The following is a 22,532-nucleotide window of genomic DNA, read 5'->3' as shown; positions in this document are numbered from 1 at the left end:
AAAGTGGCCGTACGCCTCGTGCCCTTCGTGGCGTTGATGTTCTTCATCAACTACCTCGATCGCACGGCCATCGGCTTCGCCGCCCCGAACGGCATGAACGAGGATCTGGCGCTGAGCGCCGCTCAGTTCGGCTTCGCGTCTGGCGTGTTCTTCATCGGCTACATCATCCTCGAGGTGCCCTCGAACATCGCCCTGCACAAGTTCGGCGCACGGCGCTGGCTCGCCCGCATCATGGTGAGCTGGGGCATCGTCGCACTCCTGTTCACCTGGGTGCAGAACTTCGAGCAGCTCGTCGTGCTGCGCTTCCTCCTCGGCGTCGCCGAGGCCGGCTTCTTCCCCGGGGCGATCCTCTTCCTCAGCCTCTGGGTGCCCGCGCAGTACCGCGGCCGCATCCTCATGCTCTTCTACCTGGCCCAGCCGCTGACCACCGTCATCGGCGCTCCCCTGGCCGGCGCCCTCATCCAGCAGCACGGCGTCTTCTTCGGCCTCGAGGGATGGCGCTTCATGTTCATGGGCGTCGCGATCCCGGCCATCGTGGTCGGCGTCATCGCGTGGTTCTACCTCAAGGACAAGCCCGCCGACGCGAAGTGGCTCACCACCGAGGAGCAGGTCTGGCTGACCGACGCGCTCGAGTCCGAGCGCAAGACGACCGAGGCGAAGGAGAAGCACGTCTCCGTGCGGTTCGCCTTCGGCAGCGGCCGCGTCTGGATGCTGTCCTTCATCTACTTCGGCTTCATCTACGGCCTGTACGCGCTGGCGTTCTTCCTGCCGACCATCATCGAGGGCTTCCAGGCGCAGTCCGGCGTCACCTACGACGTGTTCCAGAAGGGCCTGATCACCGCGATCCCGTACCTGCCGGCCGCCATCGTCATGTACTTCTGGTCGCGGGATGCCGGAAAGCGCGGACTGAAGACCTGGCACATCGCGGCACCCGCGATCGCCGGCGCGATCTCGATCCCCGTGGCGCTGTTCGCCGGATCCCCGGCCGCCACGATGGCCGTCATCACCGTCACAGCCTGCGCGATCTTCGCCGCGCTGCCGAACTTCTGGACGCTGCCCACCCAGTTCCTGACCGGCGTGGCCGCGGCCGCGGGCGTCGCGCTCATCAACACGATCGGAAACCTCGCCGGCTTCAGCGCGCCCTACATCACCGGCGCCGTGCACGACTGGACCGGCGGCTACGAGGTCCCGATGTTCATCGTCGGCGGCTTCATGCTCATCTCGGCCGTCCTGATGATCGTGCTCGCCCGCCGGGGACGCGATCGCGCGGCATCCGACACGTCCGGCAGCACGGATGCCGAGGCCACGGCTTCGGAGACTCCTCGATGACGCGTCTGTGGAACGACCCGGCGGACTTCGCCGACGAGATGATCGACGGCTTCGTCGCCGCGAACGCCCGCTCCGTGCGGCGCGTTCCCGGCGGCGTGGTCCGCTCGACCGTCGCGCCCGAGGGACAGGTCGCGGTGGTCATCGGCGGCGGTTCCGGCCACTACCCCGCGTTCGGCGGGATGGTCGGGCAGGGACTGGCGCACGGCGCGGCGATGGGGAACCTGTTCGCCTCGCCGTCCACCCAGCAGATCCACGCGGTCGCGAAGGCCGCGGACCGCGGAGCCGGGGTGTTCTTCTCATACGGCAACTACGCCGGAGACGTGCTGAACTTCGACGCCGCGCAGGAGCGTCTGCACGCCGAGGGCATCGAGGCCGCCACGGTCACGGTCACGGATGACATCTCCAGCGCGGCTCCTGCCGAGAAGCACAAGCGCCGCGGCATCGCCGGCGACCTCACGGTCTTCCGCTCGGCCGCCGCGGCCGCGGAGCGCGGCGACGACCTGGCGGGCGTCACGGCGGTCGCGGTCAAGGCCAACGAGCGCACCCGCTCCTTCGGCGTCGCGTTCACGGGATGCACACTCCCCGGCGCCCCCGAGCCGCTGTTCACGGTGCCGGCCGGCCGGATGGCGGTCGGACTCGGCATCCACGGCGAACCCGGCATCGACGAGACCGGCATCCCGACGGCGGACGAGCTCGCCGCCCTGCTGGTCGGCAGGCTCCTGGCCGAGGTGCCGGATGGCGTCGATGTCGCCGGCGCCCGCGTCATCCCGATCCTCAACGGGCTCGGCTCGCTCAAGTACGAGGAGATGTTCGTCGTCTACCGGCGCATCGCCCAGCTGCTCGAAGAGGCCGGCGTCGAGATCGTCGACCCGCACGTCGGCGAGTACTGCACCTCGTTCGACATGGCCGGCACCTCCCTCACGCTGTTCTGGCTGGACGACGAGCTCGCCGAGCTGTGGGAGACACCGGTGGACGCCCCCGCCTACCGGCGCGGGTCCGTCGCGGTGGCCGCTCAGGCGGAGGCCGCCGACATCGACACGACCGAAGACGACCCCATCGTTCCGGGCGACGCCGACTCCCAGGCCGTCGCACAGACCGTCCGCGCGGCGCTTCAGACGATCGCGGACACGGTCGACGCCAACGTCGAGGAGCTCGGCCGCATCGACGCCATCGCCGGCGACGGCGATCACGGCATCGGCATGCAGCGCGGTTCGCACGCTGCTCTGGCGGCCGGCATCCGCGCCGCCGACGCCGGGGCCGGCGCCCGCACGACGCTCGCCCGCGCGGCCGATGCCTGGGCCGACAAGGCCGGCGGGACGTCCGGAGCGCTGTGGGGCGTCATCCTGAACGCGGTCGCTCTCCGCCTCGGCGACGAGGGCCGCCCGGACGCGCAAGCCGTGGCGTCGGGCATCGCGGACGGCGCCCGAGGCGTGCAGGCGTATGGCAAGGCCGAGGTCGGCGACAAGACGCTCGTCGACGCGCTCGTGCCGTTCTCGAGCGAGCTGACCACGGCCGCCGACGGCGGAGCGGGGCTGCCCGACGCGTGGACCGCTGCCGCGGCGGCTGCGACCCGGGCCGCCGACGCGACCGCCGACCTGCTCCCTCGCATGGGCCGCGCCCGGACGCACGGAGAGCACGCGATCGGCACCCCCGACCCGGGCGCGATCTCCCTCGCGCTCATCGCCACCCGCATCGGCGAGCTGCTCGCCTCCGGAAAGGACACCGCATCATGACCGAACCCCTCCGTCTCGTCATCGGCTGCGACGACGCCGGCTTCGACTACAAGGAGATCCTCAAGAAGGACCTCGAGGAGAACCCGGGCGTCGCGTCCGTCGTCGACGTGGGCGTGGACGCCGACGGCCACACCGCCTACCCGCGCATCGCGATCGAGGCCGCCGAGCGCGTCGCCCGCGGAGAGGCCGACCGCGCGCTGCTGATCTGCGGGACCGGTCTCGGTGTCGCGATCGCCGCGAACAAGGTCGCCGGCATCCGCGCCGTCACCGCTCACGACTCGTTCTCCGTCGAGCGCGCCGTGCTGTCCAACAACGCGCAGATCCTGTGCATGGGCCAGCGCGTCGTCGGCATCGAGCTCGCGCGCCGCAACGTCCGGGAGTGGCTGACCTACCGGTTCGACGCGACCAGCGCGTCCGCCGAGAAGGTCGCGGTCATCGACGAGTACGAGACCACCGGAAGCTGCTGATGCCGAAGAGCGTCGTCGGAGTGAGCCTGAAGATGTACTTCGGGCACGAGCGCGCGCGCGACTGGTTCGCCCGGGTCGCCGAACGCGTCCGCACGCACGAGGGCGTCGCCTCCGGTGACGTCGAGTTCTTCGTCACCCCGACCTTCCTGCAGATCGCTCCGGCCGTGGCGGCGTTCGCCGGCACTCCGGTGCGGATCGGCGGTCAGGACGTGGCCGCCGAGGCCTCCGGCGCGTTCACGGGGGAGGTCTCGGCGTCCGAGCTGGCCGAGGTGGGCGCCTCGATCGCCGAGATCGGTCACGCCGAGCGCCGCCGCCTGTACGGCGAGACGGACGAGATCGTCGCCGCCAAGACGCGGCGGGCTCTCGAGGCCGGCCTCACTCCCCTGCTCTGCATCGGCGAGGCCGAGCAGCAGGACCCTCGGGATGCCGCAGCCGTCGCGGTCGAGCAGTTGCGCGCCTCACTCGAGAGCGCACCCGAGGGGCGGGTCATCGTCGCCTACGAACCCGTGTGGGCGATCGGGGCGCCGGAGCCCGCCGGTGAGGCCCACGTCCGCGTCGTCGCGTCCGCGCTGCGCGCGGCCCTGGAGGCGGATGCCGCGCGCAGCGGTTCCTCCGTCATCTACGGTGGTGCGGCGGGCCCGGGTGTCCTGACCGCTCTCGGCGATGCCGTCGACGGTGTGTTCCTCGGGCGCTTCGCGCACGACCCCGAAGCCCTGGTCGCCGTACTGGACGAGGCCGCGCGCCGACAGGAGGCCGTCCGATGATCGGCCTGGGCACCTACGCCTACTTCTGGCAGCACTCCGACCGCGTCGAGGAGCCGCTGAGCCTCGTCGGCGCCCTGGAGGACACCCGCGCCCAGGACGTCAGTCTGTTCCAGATCTGCGACTACGCACCGCTGGACGCCATGACGGACGCCGAGCTGAGCGACGCCGCGCGCGCCGCGCGCGAGCTCGGTATCACGATCGAGCTGGGCACCAAGGGCATCGTCCCCGAGCACCTCTCGCGCTACCTCCGCATGGCGGAGATCTTCGAGGCGCGCCTCATCCGCAGCATGCTCTACGGCCCCGACTCGCGTCCGAGTCTCGCCGAAGCGCAGGTGTGGCTGCGCAGCACCATCCGGGACTTCGAGTCCGCCGGAGTGACCCTCGCGCTGGAGACGTACGAGCAGGTGCCCACCGCGGACCTCCTCGGCGTGATCGACCGCGTCGGCAGCGCGCAGCTGGGGATCTGTCTGGATCCCGCCAACGTCGTCGCCCAGCTGGAGAACCCGAAGGCGTGCGTCGAGCAGACCGCCGCGCTCACGAAGAACGTTCATGTCAAGGACTTCGCCTTCGCACGCCAGCCGGGCTGGGTGGGGTTCACCTACTCCGGCGCGGCGATGGGATCCGGGCTGCACGACTACGCGCATCTGCTCGCGACGGTGCGCCCGCGCGAGCGCGGAATCAACGAGATCGTCGAGCACTGGCTGCCGTGGCAGGACGACGCACAGACCACCATCCGAACCGAGCGGGAATGGACCCGCCTCACCCTGGAACACCTGAGGAGCACATCATGAGCCACAAGATCGCCGTCATCGGAGCGGGCGGGAAGATGGGCATGCGCGTGTCCAACAACCTCGTGAAGACCGACCACACCGTCTGGTACGTGGAGAACTCGCCGGCCGGGCAGCAGCGCACGATCGACGCCGGCCGCGAGCTGACCGAGGCATCCGTCGCGGTCGCCGACGCCGACATCGTCGTGCTCGCGGTTCCCGACCTCGCCCTCGGCCCCGTGACCGCCGACCTGGTGCCGCAGCTCAAGGCGGGCGCCATCGTGCTGACCCTCGACCCCGCAGCGGCCTATGCGGGCCTGCTGACCACGCGCGAGGACGTCATCCAGGCCGTCGCGCACCCGTGCCACCCGTCGATCTTCCTGCAGCGCGAGACGCCCGAGCAGTGGGCGGACACGTTCGGCGGCATCGCCGCTCCGCAGGACGCCATCGCCGCGGTCGAGAGCGATGACCCGCAGAAGAAGGCCATCGTCGAGGAGACCGTCCGTGCCATCTACGCCCCCGTCATCGACGTGCACTGGGTGACGATCAAGCAGCTCGCGCAGCTCGAGCCGACGCTCGTCGAGACCGTCGCGTGCATGATCGGCGACCTTCTCAACGAGGCCCTCCAGGAGACCGTCAACACGATGGGCGTGCCTGAGGCGGCGGCCCGAAGCATCCTGTACGGCCACACGCAGGTGGCGCTCGCCAACGGCCTGCGCGGTGACAACCCGTTCTCCGACGCGTGCCTGATCGCAATGGACTACGGCCGCGAGAGCATCATCAAGGAGGACTGGAAGAAGATCTTCCGCGATGACGAGCTCGACAAGAACCTCGCCCGCATGCTCCACCTCGACCACATCGAGCGCTGACATGGGTCAGCTCGAGGGCAAGACCGCACTCGTCACCGGCGCGGCGCTGGGGATCGGCCTCGCCGTCGCCACGCGCTTCGTCCGTGAGGGCGCGCGCGTGATCCTCGCGGACCGCAACGGCGACGGCGCGGCCGACGCCGCGGCCGCCCTGGGCGCGAATGCGCGCGCCGTGACGATGGACATCTCGGATGAGGATGCCGTCGCCGCCGGGTTCGCCGCGGTGGAGGCCGACGGCTGGGCTCCGGACGTCGTGGTCGCGAACGCGGGCGTGCAGCTGTTCGGGCAGGATGCTCAGGCGGCCGACCTCGACCTCGACGTGTGGCGCAGGACGGTCGACATCAACCTGACCGGCACGTTCCTCACGGTCAAGCACGCCGTGCGCTCGATGCTGCCGCGCGGCGGCGGATCGATCATCCTGACCGGGAGCCCCACGGGCGTGAACGGCGAGGGCAAGGACTTCACGGCCTACAGCACGACAAAGGCGGGCATCCACGGCCTCGGCCGCACGGTGGCCGCCGCCTACGCCGATCGCGGCATCCGGGTGAACACGGTCCAGCCGGCCTACACCGAGACGCCGCTGGTCGCCGCGATCAGCGAGGACCCCGAGTCGCGGGCGGCGATCATCAGCCGCATCCCGATCGGCCGCGCGGGAACGCCGGACGACGTCGCCGGAATCATGGTGTACCTCGCCAGCGACGACGGCGCGTTCGCCACGGGCGCGGTCTTCCAGGTCGACGGGGGCATGACCTCCCTCTGACCGCCGTCCAACCGGTGATCCGCGGCACCTGCACTCCCGTACCATGGCGTGAAAACGCATACCGTGGGAGTGCAGGTGCTGGATCCGAAGGCGACGAAGCGGGCGAATCCGAACATCAACGCGGTCGCCCGCGAGGCGGGGGTCTCGGTCGGAACCGTCTCGAACGCGCTGAACAACCCGGAGCGACTCGCCGCCGACACACTGCAGCGCGTGCAGGACGCCATCGAGCGCCTCGGCTACATCCGCAGTTCGGCGGGGCGCACGCTGATCCGCAACAGCTCCGAGGGACTGGGGCTCATCGCGCCGGACCTCGTGAACATCCTCTTCGTCGAGATCGCGCGCGGCGCCCAGCTCACGGCGTCGGCGCGGGGGCAGTACCTGATGATGGCGAACAGCCTCTTCAACGCGCACGAGCTGGCGGCGGGGACGGCGCAGCACGACCTGCAGGACGAGTTCCTCGAGCACTTCGCCGAGGCGCGCACCGGCGGGGTGCTGGTCGCCTCCATGCGCGACCCGAGTGCCGGGATCGCCCGCATCCGCAACCACGTGCGACCGATCGTCGTGATCAACTACGACGTCCCGGATGCCGACTGGTGCACCGTCCTCATGGACAACGAGCAGGTCGGCACCGCCGCGATCGAGCACATCGCGTCCCTCGGCATCCGGCGGGCGTACTTCCTGTCGATCCCCGACATCGTCCAGCCCGTCGTCGAGCGCCGTCGGGGGCTGCGCGCCGCGGCGGCCGCCCTCAGCGTCTCCGTGACCGAGATCGAGGTGTCCGGGCTGATGGCGTCGGACGGCGCGGCGGCCCTGTCGGCGCTGCTTCCGGAGCTGGGCGGCGAGCGGGTCGCGATCCTGTGCGTGAACGACAAGACCGCCATCGGCGCGCTCCAGGTGCTGCGCGAACACCCGCGGCTCCGGATTCCCGAGGATGTCGCCGTCGTCGGCATGGACGGCGACCACCGCAACGACGGCAACGATTGGATGTCGCTGACCTCGATCGTGCTGCCGGGGTATCAGATGGGGGCCGAAGGCGTCCGTCTGCTCGACGCCGAGGCCCAGCCCGGGCACGCGCACGAACGCGTCGTGCTCCCGATCAGCATTCGCGTCGGAGCCAGCACGGTCCGCCCGTCGTGAACGGACCCGGCGCTTCGAACTCCGGCAGCTCGGATGCCGCGACCTGAACGCGCCGCGTGGTCACGCGGATACCGTCGGGTCGGGCGCCGGACGTGCAGGAGTTCGGAACGCTCCGGCTCAGCGCGCTTCGCGCAGCCCCACGCGCACGAGGTGCTCGTTCACGAAACGGCCGTCGGGGTCGAGGCGCTCGAAGACCGCCCTGGCGTCGGCGAGGCGCGGGACGACCCGCTCGATCTGCGCCCGCTCGAGCAGATGGCGCTTGCCCCAGTGCGGCCGGGCGCCGAACGGCGCGAGCGCCGGCTCGATGACCCGCAGCGCCTCGGTCACCTCATCCGGATGGTTCTCCCACGTGAAGTGGATGATGAACGCGTCGCGCTCGTAGGCGCCGCTGAGCCAGAGGTCGTCCCGCGCCGCGGTGCGAAGCTCGGTCCAGATGAGGTGCTCGGCGAATGGCGCGATGACGTCGCGGACAGCGCGCAGCGCCGCGACCGCGTCGGAGCGGTCGATGAAGTACTCGGACTGGATCTCGTCGCCGCGCGACGGCTCGGCGTCGGCGCGGAAGTGCGGCAGCCGCTCGTACCAGGGACCGGCTTGGCCGATGAGCGTGACATTGTCGCCCAGGCCCAGCGGCTCGAGCGTCGTGGAGAGCCGGCCGCCGAGAAGTTCCGCGGGGACGGATGCCGCGGCATCCGTCGCGCGTCGCTTGACCCAGACCCAGCCGAGGTCCTCGCCCCAGCGGGTGAAGACCGACACGCTGTCGCCGGCGGACGTGACGGCGTCGATGTCGCCGAGGAGCGTGTCCCAGCTGACTCCGGCGTACAGATCCTGGCGGACGAGATAGGTGGGTTGGATGTCGAGGGTGAGCTCGGTCAGGATGCCGAAGGCACCGACGCCGACGGCGACGGCTGCGAAGTCGGGGTCGCCGCGCCGGATCTCGTGGACGTCGCCCGCCGCATCCAGGAAGCGCACGCCCGCGATCGCGCTCGAGAGCACGCCGTTGCCGTCGCCGGAGCCGTGGGTTCCGGTCGAGGTGGCACCGCCCACGCTGATGTGGGGCAGCGAGCCGGTGTTGTGCAGCGCCCAGCCGGCTTCGTGCAGTTGGCGGGCGAGCACTCCGTACCGGGTTCCGGCGGTGATGCGGACGGTGCGGCTCTCGGCGTCGATGACCGCCGGCGCGTCGAAGCCGGACATCTCGATGAGAGTGCCGGAGGTGTCGGGGAGGTCCGTGAACGAGTGGCGAGTGCCGAGGGCGTGGACCGGGCCGGATCCGGCGAGGGCGGCGCGCAGCTCCTCCTCGGTGGAGACGGCGATGCGCCGCGGCGCCCGGTACTCGTACGTGCCTGCCCAGTTGCCCGCCATCACGGTCCTTCCCGATGAATTCGTCCTCGTCGAGACTATCGGCGAATTGGTCAACCGGTTACAGTCGGAGAGTGGTGTCGACGACGAACTCGTGGTGGCGGACGGATGCGATGGTGTGGGGCGCTCACGGCTGGAGCATCGAACTGCGCGGCGACGAGCTCGCCGAGATCCGGTACGACGGCCGGATGCTCCTGCGGGCGGTGCGCGCGGCCGTGCGCGACCGCGGTTGGCTGACCGTGCCCGTACGGGTGCTCTCGACCGACGCGGAGTCGGAGGCGCTGACGCTGCAGCTGCGACATGAGGGGCTCGGCGCACGGATCGACTCGACTCTTCGGGTGCACGCGCTGGCCGGCGAGCTCACGATCTCGTGGGAGGCGCTGAACGCCGAGGTCTTCCACACCTGCCGGACCGGGCTCGTGGTGCTGCACCCCGCGTCGGATGCGGGCAGGCCGGTGGATGTCGGGCATGCGGACGGGTCGGTGGAGCGCTCGGCGTTTCCCCGGAGCATCCGACCGCACCAGCCGATCATGGACATCCGCGCGCTGCGCGTGGACGATCTCTTCGAGGTGGAGTTCGCGGGCGACGTGTTCGAGATGGAGGATCAGCGCAACTGGACGGATGCCTCCTTCAAGACGTACAGCCGGCCGCTGGGCCTGCCCTACCCGTACCTTCTGGATGCCGGCGAGCGCGTCGAGCAGTCCCTCACGCTCCGCCTCCTCGGCTCTGCCGCGGAGGCGGCGGAATCCGACAGTGCCCTTCCCGAGGTGGTCACGCTGTCGGAGGGCGGCGTGTTCCCCGAGGTCGGGGTCGAGGCGTCGACCTCCCCGGACCCCGTGCCGCCCTCCGACGCCGGTGCCTTCCGGGTCGTCGAGCTGAACCTGACCACGCCGAACTGGTCAGCGGCCCTCGATCGCGCGGCCGCCGACCGCGTCCCCCTCGACGTGCGGCTGGTGACGGACGGCGAGGAGCGCACGCTCCTCGATGCGGTGCGCGCTCTCGCAGATGTCGCAGAGCATCCCGGGGTCGCGCGCCTCACGGCCTTCGACGCGGCCGAGCACGTGAGCGACGCGGGGACCGTCGCGGCTCTGCGCGCGGCACTGTCGGCCGCGGGGCTCTCCGTGCCGGTGCTGGCGGGGGCCCGTTCGCACTTCACCGAGCTCAATCGCGAGCAGGCGCGCATCGCGCGGGACGTGGACGGCGTCGTCGTGAACACGACACCGCTGTTCCACACGCTCGACACCGAGCAGCTGATCGAGGCCGTGGCGATGCAGCGGCTGGTCGCGGAGCAGTCGGTCGCGATCGCAGACGGGCTGCCGGTTCACATCGGCCCCGTGTCGTTGCGTCCGCGGTTCAACAACGTGGCGACGACGCCCGAGCCTGCGCCGACGCGGGCGGATCTGTCCGAGGGATACGGGGCCGAGCTCACCGGCGCTTCGGATGCTCGGCAGACCGCCCCCGAGCTCGGTGCGTGGGTGATCGCCAGTGCGGCGGCCCTCGCTGTGCCGGGGGTCGCGTCCGTGTCGTGGTTCGAGACCTGGGGTCTGCGAGGGCTGGAGTCGGCCGCCGGTCGGACGGCCGCAGCGGACGCCGTCGACGCCCTGATCGCCCTGCGTGGCGGGCAACTGCTCTCCGGCGCGAGTCCGGACGGTCTGATCTGGGCGATCGGGTCACGGACGGATACCGGAGACGCGGTTCTGGTCGCCAACCTGGACCGCCGAGACCGACGCATCACGCTCGAGGCGATCGGTGCCGTGCTCGTGAATGCCGGGGAATGGGTGCGCGTCTCGACCGGCGATCGCTCGGCCGCGCACTGACCCACCCTCTGCTCGTTGAGCGAGCGCAGTGATTCGAAACGCGGTCCGCGAGAAGACGCGTTTCGACTCGGTCGGCTGACGCCGGCCTCGCTCAACGAACGGGGAAGGGAAGCCCCGCGGCGCGCGCGCCCCTCCACGCCTTCCGCTCGTTGAGCGAGCGCAGCGAGTCGAAACGAAGCCCGCGACAAGACGCGTTTCGACTCGGTCGGCTGACGCCGGCCTCGCTCAACGAACGGAGAAGGGAAACCCCGCGGCACGCACGCCCCTCCCCCTCCGCTCGTTGAGCGAGCGCAGCGAGTCGAAACGAAGCCCGCGGCAAAACGCGTTTCGACTCGGTCGACTGACGCCGGCCTCGCTCAACGAACGAGAGCGAGAAGCCGCGCGACACCCGCACCCCATCGCTCGTTGAGCGAGCGGAGCGAGTCGAAACGAAGCCCGCAACAAGAGGCGTTTCGACTCGGTCGGCTGACGCCGGCCTCGCTCAACGAACGGGGAAGGGAAGCCCCCGGCGCGCACGCCCCTCCCCCCTCCGTTCGTTGAGCGAGCGCAGCGAGTCGAAACGCCGGCCTCGCTCAACGAACGGGCAACATGAGCGAGCCCCGAGTCGAACGAGAGAGAGCAGGTCAGAACGGCGGCGGAGCCTCGGTGGTGAAACCGGTGGGAGTGGAGACCTGGACAGAACCGTCGGGGCGGGATCGATACCGGAAGCGCGTGCGATGCCGGTGCCTGTGGTCGCGCGGGCACAGGGGCGCGAGGTTCGAGACATCGGTCGCACCACCGGCGGCCCAGGGACGGCGATGATCGATGTCCGCGTCGACGGCGAGGCGCTCGCAGCCGTCCCGGGCGCAGGTGCCGTGCCTCAGGATGAGCCAGTCGCGCTGCGCTCTGGTCGGACGGTAGGTGCGACGGTCCATGTCTAGGACGACACCGGCCACAGGGTCGGTGATGACCCGGCGGAACGCCGGAGCATCGACGAACATCTGCGCGGCGGTGACCGCATCGATCGCGTCGCCGCCGAGCACTCGGGCCTGCTCGGCGGCGAGCGCTTGCACGACGGACGGTTCAAGCGGGAGGCCGGTGCGAACCGCGTCGAGCAGCTGCACGGGAACCGTGACGAACACCTTGGTCTTCACCGCGGTGGCGGTGCCGACCCCACGCAGCCATGCGCTGGACAGGTCCGCTCGGATCTGGTCGCGGGTGCGCCCCTCACGCCGATCCTTGGACAGGTGCTTCGCCGTGCTGGTCGCTCGCCGGAGCGCGGCATGCGCCTCGTGCGTGGGCATGAGGGCGTGATACCAGGACATGCCGTCCTCGACGTCTTCCACGTACGCGCGGCGATCGCGCATCGCCCTGGCGTGCGCGACCGTCGCATCGACCGGGCAGAGCCGGTCGGCGAGCGCCTTCAACCGGCGGTTGAACGCAGCGGGAGAGCACGATTCCGACCACGTCGACGTGGCATCGTCGATCCGCTCGAAGGCATCCCGCTCGGCCTCGCGCTCCGCATCAGTGGCATCGGCGCGCGCCGACACGCGGACGAGCGCGTGGACGGCGCGTCCGACGAGATACAGCGACGCGAATCCGGTCCGCGCCCGGCCCCAAAGCCCCGGAAGGTGCTCCAGCGCCTGCTCGACCACGAACACCTGGCCGCGCACATGATCCTCCGTGCCGTTCATCCGCAGCGCGAGGTCCAGGATCGCGGCCCGTTCCGCCTCATCGATCGCCTCGGACCCCTCCAGCCCCGGCACGTACAGCTCCGGATGCCGACGCGCGCACTGCACGACCCGCAGCATGCGCTCGGCCCGCAATGCGGCCTGACGGTTCGCGTCGACCTGCGAACATTCCGCATCGGCGAGAAGCAGACCGATCTCCTCGTCCGGGCTCAGCGCCGGGACGGGTGCGGGAGCGGTCGGCGTCGACATGCCTCCATTTTAGAACATAACTACGACACGGGCAATACTGATTCTCGGGAACATTCGGACGTAGACCGACCCAATCGGCCCGCTCAGACCTCCGCCCAGACCGCGACGCCGCGCGCCGGGACCTCCGTCGACGCGACCGCCCGGGACGCGTTCAGCACATCCACGACCGTGCGATCCGGCGTGACCTCGACCGCGTCCCCCGACCAGTTGTGCAGCACCCACACGCGACCCCGCGGCCCGTTCAGCGAATGCGCCGTGACACTGCGCGGGCGCGCGATCACAGGAGCACCGGGCACCGCGGCATCCGCCGCAGCATCCGCGACCAGCTCGCGCAGCGTGACCCGGTCGAGGAGCGTCCCGACGACCGTGACCACGCCCTCCCCCACGTCCCGCCGCACCGCGGCCGCCCACCGACCGAAATGCGGGTGGCGGAACCGCAGCAGCACCTCGGCATCCGGATCCGTCGGCTCGAGAGCATCCATCCAGCCTCGCACCTGCCCCGCGATCGCGCCGAGCCGCGAGCCGGACGCCTCGACTTCGACCGGCGCGGTCAGCGCCGCGACCTCCTGGTATCGCACGCCTGCCGCCTCCCCGATGACCGCAGGAGCGGCCCCGGCCCGCATCCGGCCCTGATCGTCGGCGTAGCCGGTGCGCGGACCGACGATGAGCCGCCCTCCCAGCCGGGCGTACTCGACGAGCACCTCCAGAGTCCGATCGGACGCCGCGATCAGGCCCGCGGCGATCAGCACGGGAAAGCGGGACCGCAGCTCAACCGCCGAGGGCAGCTGCCGCTCGTTGACGTACCCCGCCTGCAGTCCCGCATCCACCGCCGCCCGCCCGAAGTCCCCGACGATCCGCGCGTACGCCTTGCGGTCCGGCGCCTCGGTGCCCGGCACAGCGAGCGGCGGCTCGAAGGCCATCATCCACTCGCTGTCGTGCGCGTACACGATCCCGACATCCGCATCGGGCTCGGCATCCGCCAGCCAGTCCGCCGCCGCCTCGAACTGCCGCCCGATGCCCGCGATCTCGGCGTGGATCCGCCCCGGCTCGAGGTCGTGGCCGAGGATGCCTCCCCAGTGCACCTCGTGACCGGAGTGCAGCGTGTGCCAGTGCCAGTACGAGACCAGCCGGGCCCCGCGCGCGACCAGCAGCCAGGCCGCCTGGGCGATCTGCCCGTCGTACGGCGGTCGGGTGAGCCAGGCGTTTCCGATCGACGCCGCGCCGGTCTCGGTGACGAGGAAGCCGCCCTGCGCATCGGGGCGGTCGAACCCGGTCGCCCGCATCCGATCAGCCATGAGGACGAGCTGCGGCACGTCGTCCGCGTACCACTGGCCCCCGCCGCCCTCGACGGAGAGGTCCAGCGCATCCTGCGCGAGGTAGTAGGCATTGCCACTGGCGATGTCCAGGCGCGCGCCGACCGCGACGTCATCCATGGCGGGGCGCTGGTAGGCGATGCAGGTCGTCAGGAACACGTCCTCGTCGACGAGCTCGCGGGCGATTCCCGCCTGCCAGCCGAGGAAGTCCGCCGTGAGCTCGGCCTGGAAGCGGCGCCAGGCCAGGTCATAGGCCGGTGTGGTGTTGCCGCCGGGCGCCCACAGCTCGTCCCAGTCCGCGATGCGATGCGACCAGTACGCGAGTCCCCAGGCGCGGTTCAGCGTCTCGACGTCGCCGTACCGCTCCGCGACCCATTCCCGGAACCGCGCCACGACGTGCTCGTTGTGGATGAGATGGAGACCCGCCTCGTTGTCCAGCTGCACGCCGATCACCGCCGGGTGCCGGCCGTGGCGTCCGAGAACGGCACGGATCACGCGCTCGGCATACCCGCGGAACAGCTCGGAGGTGTAGTCGACCTCCTGCCGGCCGCCCCACGGCACCCGCTCGCCGTCCTTGCGCACGACGGCGAGCTCGGGATGCTTGCGCGCCAGCCACGGCGGCACGGCGTAGGTAGGCGTCCCGAGGATCACATCGATGCCGTGCGCGGCCGCGCCATCGAGGACGGGCGTCATCCACTCCAGGTCGAACTCTCCGTCCCTCGGCTCCCACGTGGACCACACGGATTCCCCGACGCGGATGCAGGTGATCCCGGCATCCGTCATCAGGCGGAGGTCGGTCTCGAGGCGGGACGGGTCAGGCAGGTACTCGTTGTAGTACGCGGTGCCGAGCCGGGGTCCGCGCCGCCAGGCGCTCAGACGATCGACGGTCATGTCAGTCCTCGACCCGTCGGATGCGCAGCGCGATCGCCTCACCCGCCGGGAGCGCGACCGGCGCGGACGCCGCCGCGAAGGCCTCGTTGCGGTGGACCTCGTCCAGCGTGAAGCGCCGGTCGATCGTGGTGATCGTCCGGTTCCAGGTGTCGATCACATCGACCTCGAACACGTCTCCCGCCTCCGGCCGCTCCCCCGGGAAGCCGATCGGGATGCGGAACGTCCAGGTCGCCGGCGCCGAGCGTCCGAGGTACTGCAGGTAGATCCGCCGCGGGATGCCGGCCACGTGATCCGGATCGTCCCACTTGTCGATCGGATCGAGGCCTGCACCGTCGATCTCCTCGAGGATGCGACGCAGGAACGCCAGGCGCGACGGGGACTCCCCGCGCAACGGTCCGCCCTCGACCATGTGCAGACTCCCGGAGACCGTGACGAAGCTCTCGCCGTGGGAGGCGTAGCAGCCGGACACCGTCGTGATCCAGAACTGGTCGACGAGCTCCCGCCCGTCCAGGTGCCCCCAGCGCTCGGGGATGTCGCCTTCGTACTTGATCTCATCGAGCACGACCGGCTTGCCCCACACGTCCCGGTACAGGGTGGCACGCCCGAAGTCCGTCGTGGCCGAGCCGTTCTGGAGCGACGCATGCGTGACCCAGGGCTGATTGTTGTCGTAGAGCTCGATCCAGTTGTGGATCGAGCGCAGGTGGTCGTACGGGTCGATCTCGGCGAGCAGGGCTCCCGTGCGGTCCCACCGCTCCGCGGGGCGCTCGAGCTGGTCGAACTCGTTGCACAGCGACCACCACACGTGCGGCTGCGCCGCCAGGCGTGCGACGAGGTAGCGCAGGTAGACCGCGTCCTCCTGCTCGGTGAACTCGTTCAGGCCGAAATGCCCGCGGTCGTAGGCGTTGTAGATGAGCACGTCGGCCTGGATGCCGCGTTCGCCCAGGACCTCGACAGCCCGGTCGAGATGCTGGAAGAACTCCGGAACAGGACGCGTGACGTCGTAGCGCCCGTCGGTCTTCTCGAACGGCATGAGCGCCGGCTCATGGGAGACGTAGCCGCCTCCCTGCGGGAAGACCATGAAGCGGAACTTGTTGAACCCGGCCTCGGCGATCGCGTCGACCGTCTCGGAGAACAGCGGCTCGTCCTGGTGCAGCCAGTTGTAGGCGGTCGCGCCGACCGGGCGGAACGGCGTGCCGTCCGCATGCGCGAAGTGGAAGCGGTGCGCGACGCGAACCGGTCCTCGTGAGGCTCCCTCGACGACCGTGATCGTCCCCGAATCCGCATCGACCGCCGTCTGCGCATCGACGACTTCCCAACTCCAGCCGCCCACTTCCGGCGGCGCGAACCGTGCCCGGTAGGTCGTGCCCCCGTCCCAGAACGCGGGCACGGTCACCTCCCCGGAGCTGGCGTGCCGGAAGCGGACGCTCAGTGGCGGTCGCTCCGCGAGCGGCAGCGCCTCTCGCCCCTGGAAGACCAGTTCGACGGGCAGGTACAGCTCATGGGACATCGTCGTCATCCTTCGACTCTAGGAGAAATCACGCAACCGGTTGAAACGTTATCAAAGTCGTGCATAATCTTGTCCTATCGCATACATATGCAAAACCCGCGAACCGCGGACCACATCCAGCCCGCTCGAACCGATCAGGTGCTGAGGAACCCCTGGGTGCTCCGGCGGGGCATCAGCCGCGGCTTCAGCACGCGGTGCAGGCGATCCGGTGAACGCCCTCGGATGGTCGCGAACAGCGCATCCACCACGAGCTCGCCCACGTCCCGATGCCGGCGGCTGACGCTGGACAGCGGGATGAGCGAGGCCTCGGCGAACTCGGTGTCGTCGTAGCCGATCAGAGCGAGCTCCTCCGGAACGCGGACGCCGCGCCCCACGAGCTCCTGAAGGATGCCCAGGGCGAGCAGGTCGTTGACGGCGAACACTCCGTCCGGGCGCGACTCCCGGGGCAGTGCGGCGATCAGCGCCCCCACCTCGCGACCGGCGGCGACCGAGCGCTCGGCCACCGGGATCTCGCGGAGCCGGAGACCGCGCTCCCCCGCCGCGCGTTCGGCGCCGGCGAGCCGCGCCGACACCTGGACGATCTCGGACGGCCCGCCGACGAACGCGACGGTGCGGCAGCCGACGTCGGCCAGATGAGCGACGGCCTGCCGACCGCCGTCGACCTCATCCACCGACACCGACGGCTGCTCCTCCGAGACCGCTCGTTGCCCCACGAGCACAGACGGAGTGCCGCGGCGGCGCAGCAGAGCGAGCCGTTCCTCGACCGGATGATGCGATGCGACGAGCAGGCCGCGTACGTGATGCTGCGCGAAGGCGTCGAGATGGGCGTCCTCGGTCCCCTGATCCTCCTGCGCGTCCGCGATGAACACGGACAGACCGAGCTCGGAGGCCCTGGACTGGACGCTCGCCGCGATCTCGCCGAAATGGGGATTGCCGATGTCGGACGCGAGGTAGCCGATGACCGAGCTCACGCCCATCCGCAGCTGGCGCGCGGCATTGCTCGGCACGAAGCCGACCGCTTCGATCGCGTCCGTGACTCGCCGGACCATCGCCGCCGACAGGCGATCAGGATGGTTGAGGAAGTTCGAGACCGTCCCGATGGAGACGCCCGCGTGCGCCGCGACCTCTCTGATCCCCGCCGGTGCCATCAGCGCCAATCATAGGCGGCACGGAATCCGAGCCGATCACGGATGCGGCGCGTGGACATCAGCGATTCGAACTCGCCGAGGTCTTCTGCGACAGGAGTGCCCGGGAACCAGCGCGCCGCGAGTTCGCGCGACGGTGCCGTGCACCCCGATTCGGGAGCGGCGACGTTGTACACCTCGAACCCGGGTCGTGCCGCCGCGAGAGCGAGGGCGATGGCCTGCGCCCCGTCGCGGGCGTCGACCCAGGAGCCGAGGAGATCGCGGCGGTAGCCGGGCTCGCCGGCGCGATCGAACGTCGCGTACTCGTCCTCGGCGACGACGTTCGTGAAGCGCAGGGCGGTGATCGAGGCATCCGGGCACCAGCGGACCAGTTGGGCCGCTATCGCCTCTTCGGCGACCTTGCCGAGCCCATAGGTGTTGTTCGCGCTCGTGTACGTCTCGTCCACGGGCAGCGCGGGCGGAGCCTCGTCGAACGGGAATCCCATGGCCGTGATGCTCGAGGCCAGCACGATCGTGCGGATGCCGGTGCGGTGCGCCGCGTAGAGGGCGTTGAAGGACACCGTCATGTTGTTCTGGAACGTCGCGGCGTCCGGGACCAGACCGTTCACCGGGATCGCCGCCAGGTGCACCAGCGCGTCCAGCCCGTCGTGCCGGGCCGTGACCGATCCGAACGCGTCGAGGGTCTGACCGAAGTCGGTCAGGTCGACGCGCGTGAACCCTGTCCCGGCGGGGCCGGCGAGGTCGAACCCGATCACGTCGTGCCCGTCCGCGCGCAGCCGTTCGACAGCAGCTCGACCGAGCTTGCCGCCGCTGCCCGTGACGCCGATCCTCATGTCGTACCTCCCTGTGCGGCATCCCGCGGAGAACGGAACTTGAAACGTTTCGAAACGAGTGCCACACTCACTGTACACGCCCCCGAAACCGGAAGGACCCGGATGTCCGTCATCGTCGACGCACCCCGTATCGAACACCACCGCGACCCGCTCGGCATCGGTGAGAGCATGCCGCGACTGTCGTGGCGCATCGCCGAGGCGCCCGCCGGCTGGACGCAGAGCGCCTACCGCATCGACGTCAATCGCCATGGCATCCGGACTTCTCACGAAGTGGAGAGCGCCGAGCAGGTGCTCGTGGACTGGCCGGCGGCCCCGCTGGACTCCCGCGACATCGCGACGGTCAGGGTCGCGGTGCGGGGCGCGGACGGCACGTGGTCCGAGGCATCCGCCCCCACGACCCTGGAGACCGGCCTTCTGCACCCCTCGGACTGGACGGCGCGGCCGATCGGTGCGACCCGCAACGAGAACCCGCATTCGGACGAACGACGGCCCTCGCTGGTGCGCACCGGGTTTGTCGTGCGGGACGACCTGATCAGGGCGCGCCTGTACGCGACAGCGCACGGAGTGTACGAAGCGGAGATCAACGGCGTCCGCGTCGGCGACGACGTCCTCTCCCCGGGCTGGACGGTCTACGGCGCGCGCCTGAGGTACTACACGTACGACGTGACCGAGATGCTGGCACCGGGCGAGAACGCGATCGGGGCGTGGCTGGGCGACGGCTGGTATCGCGGACGCTTGGGCTGGCGAGGCGGATTCCGGAACGTGTACGGCACGGACCAGTCGTTCCTCGGACAGCTCGAACTCACCTACGCGGACGGCACGCGCGAGATCGTCGCCACCGACGGCACGTGGCGGTCGGCCGCGAGTCCGATCCTCGCCAGCGGCCTCTACGACGGCGAGGACTACGACGCCCGTGAGGAGCAGGCGGGCTGGTCGTCGCCCGGATTCGACGACTCCGCCTGGGACGGCGTCCAGGAGCGGCACCGCGACCCCGCGACGCTGGTCGCGCCCACCGCACCGCCCGTCCGGGCGACCGAGGAGCTGCGACCGATCGCGGTTATGACCGGGCCCAGCGGCTCGCGCATCCTCGACTTCGGGCAGAATCTCGTGGGGCGCGTGCGCATCCGGGTCTCCGGACCCGCCGGCGCGGCCGTCACCCTGCGCACCGCCGAGGTGATGCAGGACGGCGAGATCTACACCCGGCCGCTGCGCGCGGCGCGCTCGACCGACACCTACATCCTCGCGGGACGCGACGTCGAGGAGTGGGAGCCCCGGTTCACGTTCCACGGGTTCCGCTACGTCGAGGTCTCCGGCTGGCCGGGCGACCTCGATGCGGATGCCGCCGACGGTGCCCTCGTGGCGCGGGTCCACCACACCGACCTCGAGCGCACCGGATGGTTCGAGTCCTCCGACCCCGCGCTGAACCGACTGCACGAGAACGTCGTGTGGGGCATGCGCGGCAACTTCGTCGACATCCCCACCGACTGCCCGCAGCGCGACGAGCGGATCGGCTGGACCGGCGACATCCAGGTTTTCGGACCGACCGCCGCCACCCTCTTCGACGTCTCGGGCATGCTCTCCGGCTGGCTGCGGGACGTCGCGATCGAGCAGCTGCCCGATGGCACAGTGCCCTGGTACGTGCCGGTGATCCCCGCCGTCGACAAGTGGACGCCCATTCGCCCAGGGGCCGCATGGGGCGACGTCGCGACACTGCTGCCGTGGACGCTCTACGAGCGCTTCGGCGACACCGGCGTCCTGCGCGCGCAGTTCGACAGCGCGCGCCGGTGGGTGGATCTGATCGAAAGGCTGGCCGGCCCGTCTCGGCTCTGGGATTCCGGTTTCCAGCTGGGCGACTGGCTCGACCCGGCGGCTCCGCCGGAGGACCCCGCGGATGCCCTCACCGACCGGTATCTGGTGGCCACCGCGTATTTCGCGAAGTCGGCCCGTACGGTGGCGCGCATCGCCGAGGCGCTCGAGCTCGACGCCGAGCGCATGCACTACGACGCGCTCGCCGACGAGGTGGTCACGGCGTTCGCCGCCGCGTACGTCCGCCCCGACGGCACCATGACGAGCGACGCGCAGACGGCGTACGCGCTGGCCCTGCGGTTCGATCTCATCACCGATCCGGCGCTGCGGGATGCCGCGGCGTCTCGCCTCGCCGCCCTCGTGCGCGAGGCGGGCAACCGCATCGCGACGGGATTCGTCGGCACCCCGCTCGTCTCGGACGCCCTGAGCGCCGGAGGACAGCTGGATGCCGCGTACGATCTGCTGCTCGAACGGGAGTGCCCGTCCTGGCTGTACCAGGTCGAGCAGGGCGCGACGACCGTGTGGGAGCGGTGGGACTCGCTGCTCCCCGACGGCACCGTCAATCCCGGGCAGATGACGTCCTTCAACCACTACGCGCTGGGGGCCGTCGCGGACTGGATGCACCGGGTCATCGCCGGCCTCGCCCCAGAGGAGCCCGGCTACCGCCGCATCCGCTTCGCTCCGCGCCCAGGCGGCGGACTCACCTCGGCATCCGCGCGTCAGCTCACCGCTTACGGCGAGGCCGCCATCTCCTGGCGGATCGAGGAGGGCCGGATGCACGTCGAGGTGGACGTGCCGATCGGCTCGGACGCGATCCTGGACCTGCCGGGAGCGACCGAGGAGATGGTCGGAGCCGGTACGCATCGTCGGACGGTCGTCGCGCACTGAGCGAGCGCTGGTGGCGGCGCAAACGCGTCGCCACTGGCGCCGCGCCGTCGGACTGAATATCCTTTCGTTAGCGAATCCTCAATCGAGTCGCTGTGATCGGAGTCCTCGTGTCCCTGCCCCGCTACACCCGCCCCGCCGACGGGCAGGTGCGTCTGCTCACGAAGGTCGCGCGCATGTACCACGAGCGCGGCATCCGGCAGGCCGACATCGCCTCGGCCCTCAATATCTCACAGGCGAAGGTGTCGAGGCTGCTGAAACGGGCCGAATCCGTCGGGATCGTCCGCACGATCGTCACGGTGGCGCCCGGCGTGCATGCCGAGCTGGAGGAGCGCCTGGAGGAGCGCTACGGCCTCTCGGAGGCCGTCGTCGTGGACGTCGCGCCCGACGCCGACGAGCGCGAGCTGCTCGCGGCACTCGGGGCCGGCGCCGCGGCGTACCTCGAGGCGACCCTCGCCGGCACCGACCGCATCGGGGTGTCGTCCTGGAGCCAGACGATCCTCGCGATGGTCGATCGCATGCGCCCCTTCACGGTCCGCGGGGCCACCGAGGTGGTGCAGCTGCTGGGCGGGGTCGGGGCGCCCGAGGCGCAGAGCCACTCGAACCGCATCCTCGGCGAGCTCGCCCGCACGCTCGGCGCGGAGCCGGTGTACGTGCAGGCCCCGGGCGTCGTGGCCAATGCGGAGGTGCGCGACAGCCTGCTTTCCGACCCGTCGATGCAGGAGGTGACGCGGCACTGGAACGAGCTCACGATGGCGATCATGGGCATCGGCAGCATCGAGCCCTCCGACGTGCTGGCCACCAGCGGCAACGCGTTCGCCGCCGAGGAGCGCAAGGGGCTGCTCGAGGAAGGGGCGGTGGGCGACATCTGCCACCGGATCTTCCGCGCCGACGGATCCCGCGTCCTGGGCGCGCTCGACGACCGCATCATCGCGATCACCGTGGACGACCTGCGCCGCATCCCCCGCCGGGTCGGGATCGCGGGCGGCGATCACAAGCTCGAGGCGATCCACGGGGCGCTGGCGGGCGAATGGGTGACGACGCTCGTGACCGACCTGCGCACGGCCGAAGCTCTCGCGGAGCGCTGAGGACCCGCCCGCTATCCCCGCTCGTCGAGCGCCCCCTACCCGCTCATTGAGCGAGCCCCACCCCGCTCATTGAGCGAGCCCTACCCGCTCGTTGTGCGAGTCCTACCCGCTCGTTGTGCGAGTCCTCACCCCGCTCGTTGAGCGAGCCC

General features: G+C 70.6%; 17 protein-coding genes. 11 read left to right on the top strand and 6 right to left on the bottom strand.

The genetic code is table 11. The annotated features are described in order from the left end of the window. Window positions 1-36: 36 nt before the first annotated feature. Genes AC3RXZ_RS14425 through AC3RXZ_RS14390 form a run of 8 tightly spaced genes read left to right on the top strand, consistent with a single transcriptional unit; the run spans window position 37 to window position 7,823 of the window. A complete protein-coding gene (locus AC3RXZ_RS14425; RefSeq protein WP_249224444.1) occupies window positions 37-1,329 on the top strand; it encodes an MFS transporter in 1,293 nt (430 codons plus the stop codon). Further along, entirely contained in the window at window positions 1,326-3,062 is a 1,737-nt protein-coding gene (locus AC3RXZ_RS14420; RefSeq protein ID WP_491494457.1) for a dihydroxyacetone kinase family protein, read from the top strand. Before AC3RXZ_RS14425 ends, AC3RXZ_RS14420 begins: the two co-directional genes overlap by 4 nt. Continuing rightward, window positions 3,059-3,529 carry a ribose-5-phosphate isomerase gene (locus tag AC3RXZ_RS14415; protein ID WP_491494456.1) on the top strand — a complete coding sequence of 157 codons (471 nt, stop codon included), beginning with the start codon at window positions 3,059-3,061 and terminating at the stop codon, window positions 3,527-3,529. The genes AC3RXZ_RS14420 and AC3RXZ_RS14415 overlap by 4 nt, the downstream gene beginning before the upstream one ends. Further along, a complete protein-coding gene (locus AC3RXZ_RS14410; RefSeq protein ID WP_491494455.1) occupies window positions 3,529-4,293 on the top strand; it encodes a triose-phosphate isomerase family protein in 765 nt (254 codons plus the stop codon). The genes AC3RXZ_RS14415 and AC3RXZ_RS14410 overlap by 1 nt, the downstream gene beginning before the upstream one ends. Continuing rightward, window positions 4,290-5,084 (top strand): sugar phosphate isomerase/epimerase family protein, encoded by a 795-nt coding sequence (locus AC3RXZ_RS14405; RefSeq protein WP_491494454.1) that lies wholly within the window; start codon window positions 4,290-4,292, stop codon window positions 5,082-5,084. The genes AC3RXZ_RS14410 and AC3RXZ_RS14405 overlap by 4 nt, the downstream gene beginning before the upstream one ends. Beyond that, the gene (locus AC3RXZ_RS14400) at window positions 5,081-5,929 is read left to right on the top strand and encodes a phosphogluconate dehydrogenase C-terminal domain-containing protein (protein ID WP_491494453.1); all 849 of its coding nucleotides are present in this window, start codon (window positions 5,081-5,083) and stop codon (window positions 5,927-5,929) included. The genes AC3RXZ_RS14405 and AC3RXZ_RS14400 overlap by 4 nt, the downstream gene beginning before the upstream one ends. Before the next feature lies 1 nt (window position 5,930). Next, on the top strand, window positions 5,931-6,686 hold the full coding sequence (locus tag AC3RXZ_RS14395; protein ID WP_491494452.1) for an SDR family NAD(P)-dependent oxidoreductase: 756 nt from the start codon (window positions 5,931-5,933) through the stop codon (window positions 6,684-6,686). 48 nt (window positions 6,687-6,734) lie between these two features. Further along, complete coding sequence (locus AC3RXZ_RS14390) at window positions 6,735-7,823, top strand: LacI family DNA-binding transcriptional regulator (protein ID WP_491494451.1); 1,089 nt, start codon at window positions 6,735-6,737, stop codon at window positions 7,821-7,823. 117 nt (window positions 7,824-7,940) lie between these two features. Here the strand turns inward: AC3RXZ_RS14390 and AC3RXZ_RS14385 are convergent, their stop codons facing one another. Continuing rightward, window positions 7,941-9,182 (bottom strand): D-arabinono-1,4-lactone oxidase, encoded by a 1,242-nt coding sequence (locus tag AC3RXZ_RS14385; protein WP_491494450.1) that lies wholly within the window; start codon window positions 9,180-9,182, stop codon window positions 7,941-7,943. A 71-nt stretch (window positions 9,183-9,253) separates the two neighbouring features. Here AC3RXZ_RS14385 and AC3RXZ_RS14380 point away from each other — a divergent pair, with 71 nt between their 5' ends. Further along, a complete protein-coding gene (locus tag AC3RXZ_RS14380; protein WP_491494449.1) occupies window positions 9,254-10,996 on the top strand; it encodes a D-apionate lactonase family protein in 1,743 nt (580 codons plus the stop codon). 623 nt (window positions 10,997-11,619) lie between these two features. Here the strand turns inward: AC3RXZ_RS14380 and AC3RXZ_RS14375 are convergent. From AC3RXZ_RS14375 to AC3RXZ_RS14355, 5 genes are all read right to left on the bottom strand, one after another. Next, a complete protein-coding gene (locus tag AC3RXZ_RS14375; RefSeq protein ID WP_491494448.1) occupies window positions 11,620-12,915 on the bottom strand; it encodes an HNH endonuclease signature motif containing protein in 1,296 nt (431 codons plus the stop codon). Window positions 12,916-12,998: 83 nt separating this feature from the next. Next, window positions 12,999-15,119, bottom strand: a complete 2,121-nt coding sequence (locus AC3RXZ_RS14370) for a beta-galactosidase (protein ID WP_491494447.1) — start codon at window positions 15,117-15,119, stop codon at window positions 12,999-13,001. A gap of 1 nt (window position 15,120) precedes the next feature. Continuing rightward, window positions 15,121-16,635: an apiosidase-like domain-containing protein gene (locus tag AC3RXZ_RS14365; protein ID WP_491494446.1), complete on the bottom strand. Its 1,515-nt coding sequence runs from the start codon at window positions 16,633-16,635 to the stop codon at window positions 15,121-15,123. A gap of 125 nt (window positions 16,636-16,760) precedes the next feature. After that, on the bottom strand, window positions 16,761-17,774 hold the full coding sequence (locus AC3RXZ_RS14360; protein ID WP_243231709.1) for a LacI family DNA-binding transcriptional regulator: 1,014 nt from the start codon (window positions 17,772-17,774) through the stop codon (window positions 16,761-16,763). Further along, the gene (locus tag AC3RXZ_RS14355; protein WP_243231711.1) at window positions 17,774-18,604 is read right to left on the bottom strand and encodes an NAD-dependent epimerase/dehydratase family protein; all 831 of its coding nucleotides are present in this window, start codon (window positions 18,602-18,604) and stop codon (window positions 17,774-17,776) included. The genes AC3RXZ_RS14360 and AC3RXZ_RS14355 overlap by 1 nt, the downstream gene beginning before the upstream one ends. A gap of 102 nt (window positions 18,605-18,706) precedes the next feature. Here AC3RXZ_RS14355 and AC3RXZ_RS14350 point away from each other — a divergent pair, with 102 nt between their 5' ends. Further along, complete coding sequence (locus AC3RXZ_RS14350) at window positions 18,707-21,298, top strand: family 78 glycoside hydrolase catalytic domain (protein WP_491494445.1); 2,592 nt, start codon at window positions 18,707-18,709, stop codon at window positions 21,296-21,298. Window positions 21,299-21,405: 107 nt separating this feature from the next. Further along, a complete protein-coding gene (locus AC3RXZ_RS14345; protein WP_243231715.1) occupies window positions 21,406-22,383 on the top strand; it encodes a sugar-binding transcriptional regulator in 978 nt (325 codons plus the stop codon). Window positions 22,384-22,532 lie beyond the last annotated feature (149 nt).

It is taken from the genome of Microbacterium cucumeris (genome assembly GCF_058349845.2).
The sequence above is the reverse complement of the archived record's forward strand: the minus strand, read 5'-3'. Positions and strand labels throughout refer to the sequence as shown.

Coding starts and splice junctions, on each gene's coding strand:
- AC3RXZ_RS14375 (WP_491494448.1), bottom strand. CDS start 12,915: ATGTCGACGCCGACCGCTCCCGCACCCGTCCCGGCGCTGAGCCCGGAC.
- AC3RXZ_RS14410 (WP_491494455.1), top strand. CDS start 3,529: ATGCCGAAGAGCGTCGTCGGAGTGAGCCTGAAGATGTACTTCGGGCAC.
- AC3RXZ_RS14355 (WP_243231711.1), bottom strand. CDS start 18,604: ATGAGGATCGGCGTCACGGGCAGCGGCGGCAAGCTCGGTCGAGCTGCT.
- AC3RXZ_RS14385 (WP_491494450.1), bottom strand. CDS start 9,182: ATGGCGGGCAACTGGGCAGGCACGTACGAGTACCGGGCGCCGCGGCGC.
- AC3RXZ_RS14370 (WP_491494447.1), bottom strand. CDS start 15,119: ATGACCGTCGATCGTCTGAGCGCCTGGCGGCGCGGACCCCGGCTCGGC.
- AC3RXZ_RS14350 (WP_491494445.1), top strand. CDS start 18,707: ATGTCCGTCATCGTCGACGCACCCCGTATCGAACACCACCGCGACCCG.
- AC3RXZ_RS14400 (WP_491494453.1), top strand. CDS start 5,081: ATGAGCCACAAGATCGCCGTCATCGGAGCGGGCGGGAAGATGGGCATG.
- AC3RXZ_RS14420 (WP_491494457.1), top strand. CDS start 1,326: ATGACGCGTCTGTGGAACGACCCGGCGGACTTCGCCGACGAGATGATC.
- AC3RXZ_RS14360 (WP_243231709.1), bottom strand. CDS start 17,774: ATGGCACCGGCGGGGATCAGAGAGGTCGCGGCGCACGCGGGCGTCTCC.
- AC3RXZ_RS14395 (WP_491494452.1), top strand. CDS start 5,931: ATGGGTCAGCTCGAGGGCAAGACCGCACTCGTCACCGGCGCGGCGCTG.
- AC3RXZ_RS14365 (WP_491494446.1), bottom strand. CDS start 16,635: ATGACGACGATGTCCCATGAGCTGTACCTGCCCGTCGAACTGGTCTTC.
- AC3RXZ_RS14405 (WP_491494454.1), top strand. CDS start 4,290: ATGATCGGCCTGGGCACCTACGCCTACTTCTGGCAGCACTCCGACCGC.
- AC3RXZ_RS14415 (WP_491494456.1), top strand. CDS start 3,059: ATGACCGAACCCCTCCGTCTCGTCATCGGCTGCGACGACGCCGGCTTC.
- AC3RXZ_RS14425 (WP_249224444.1), top strand. CDS start 37: ATGTTCTTCATCAACTACCTCGATCGCACGGCCATCGGCTTCGCCGCC.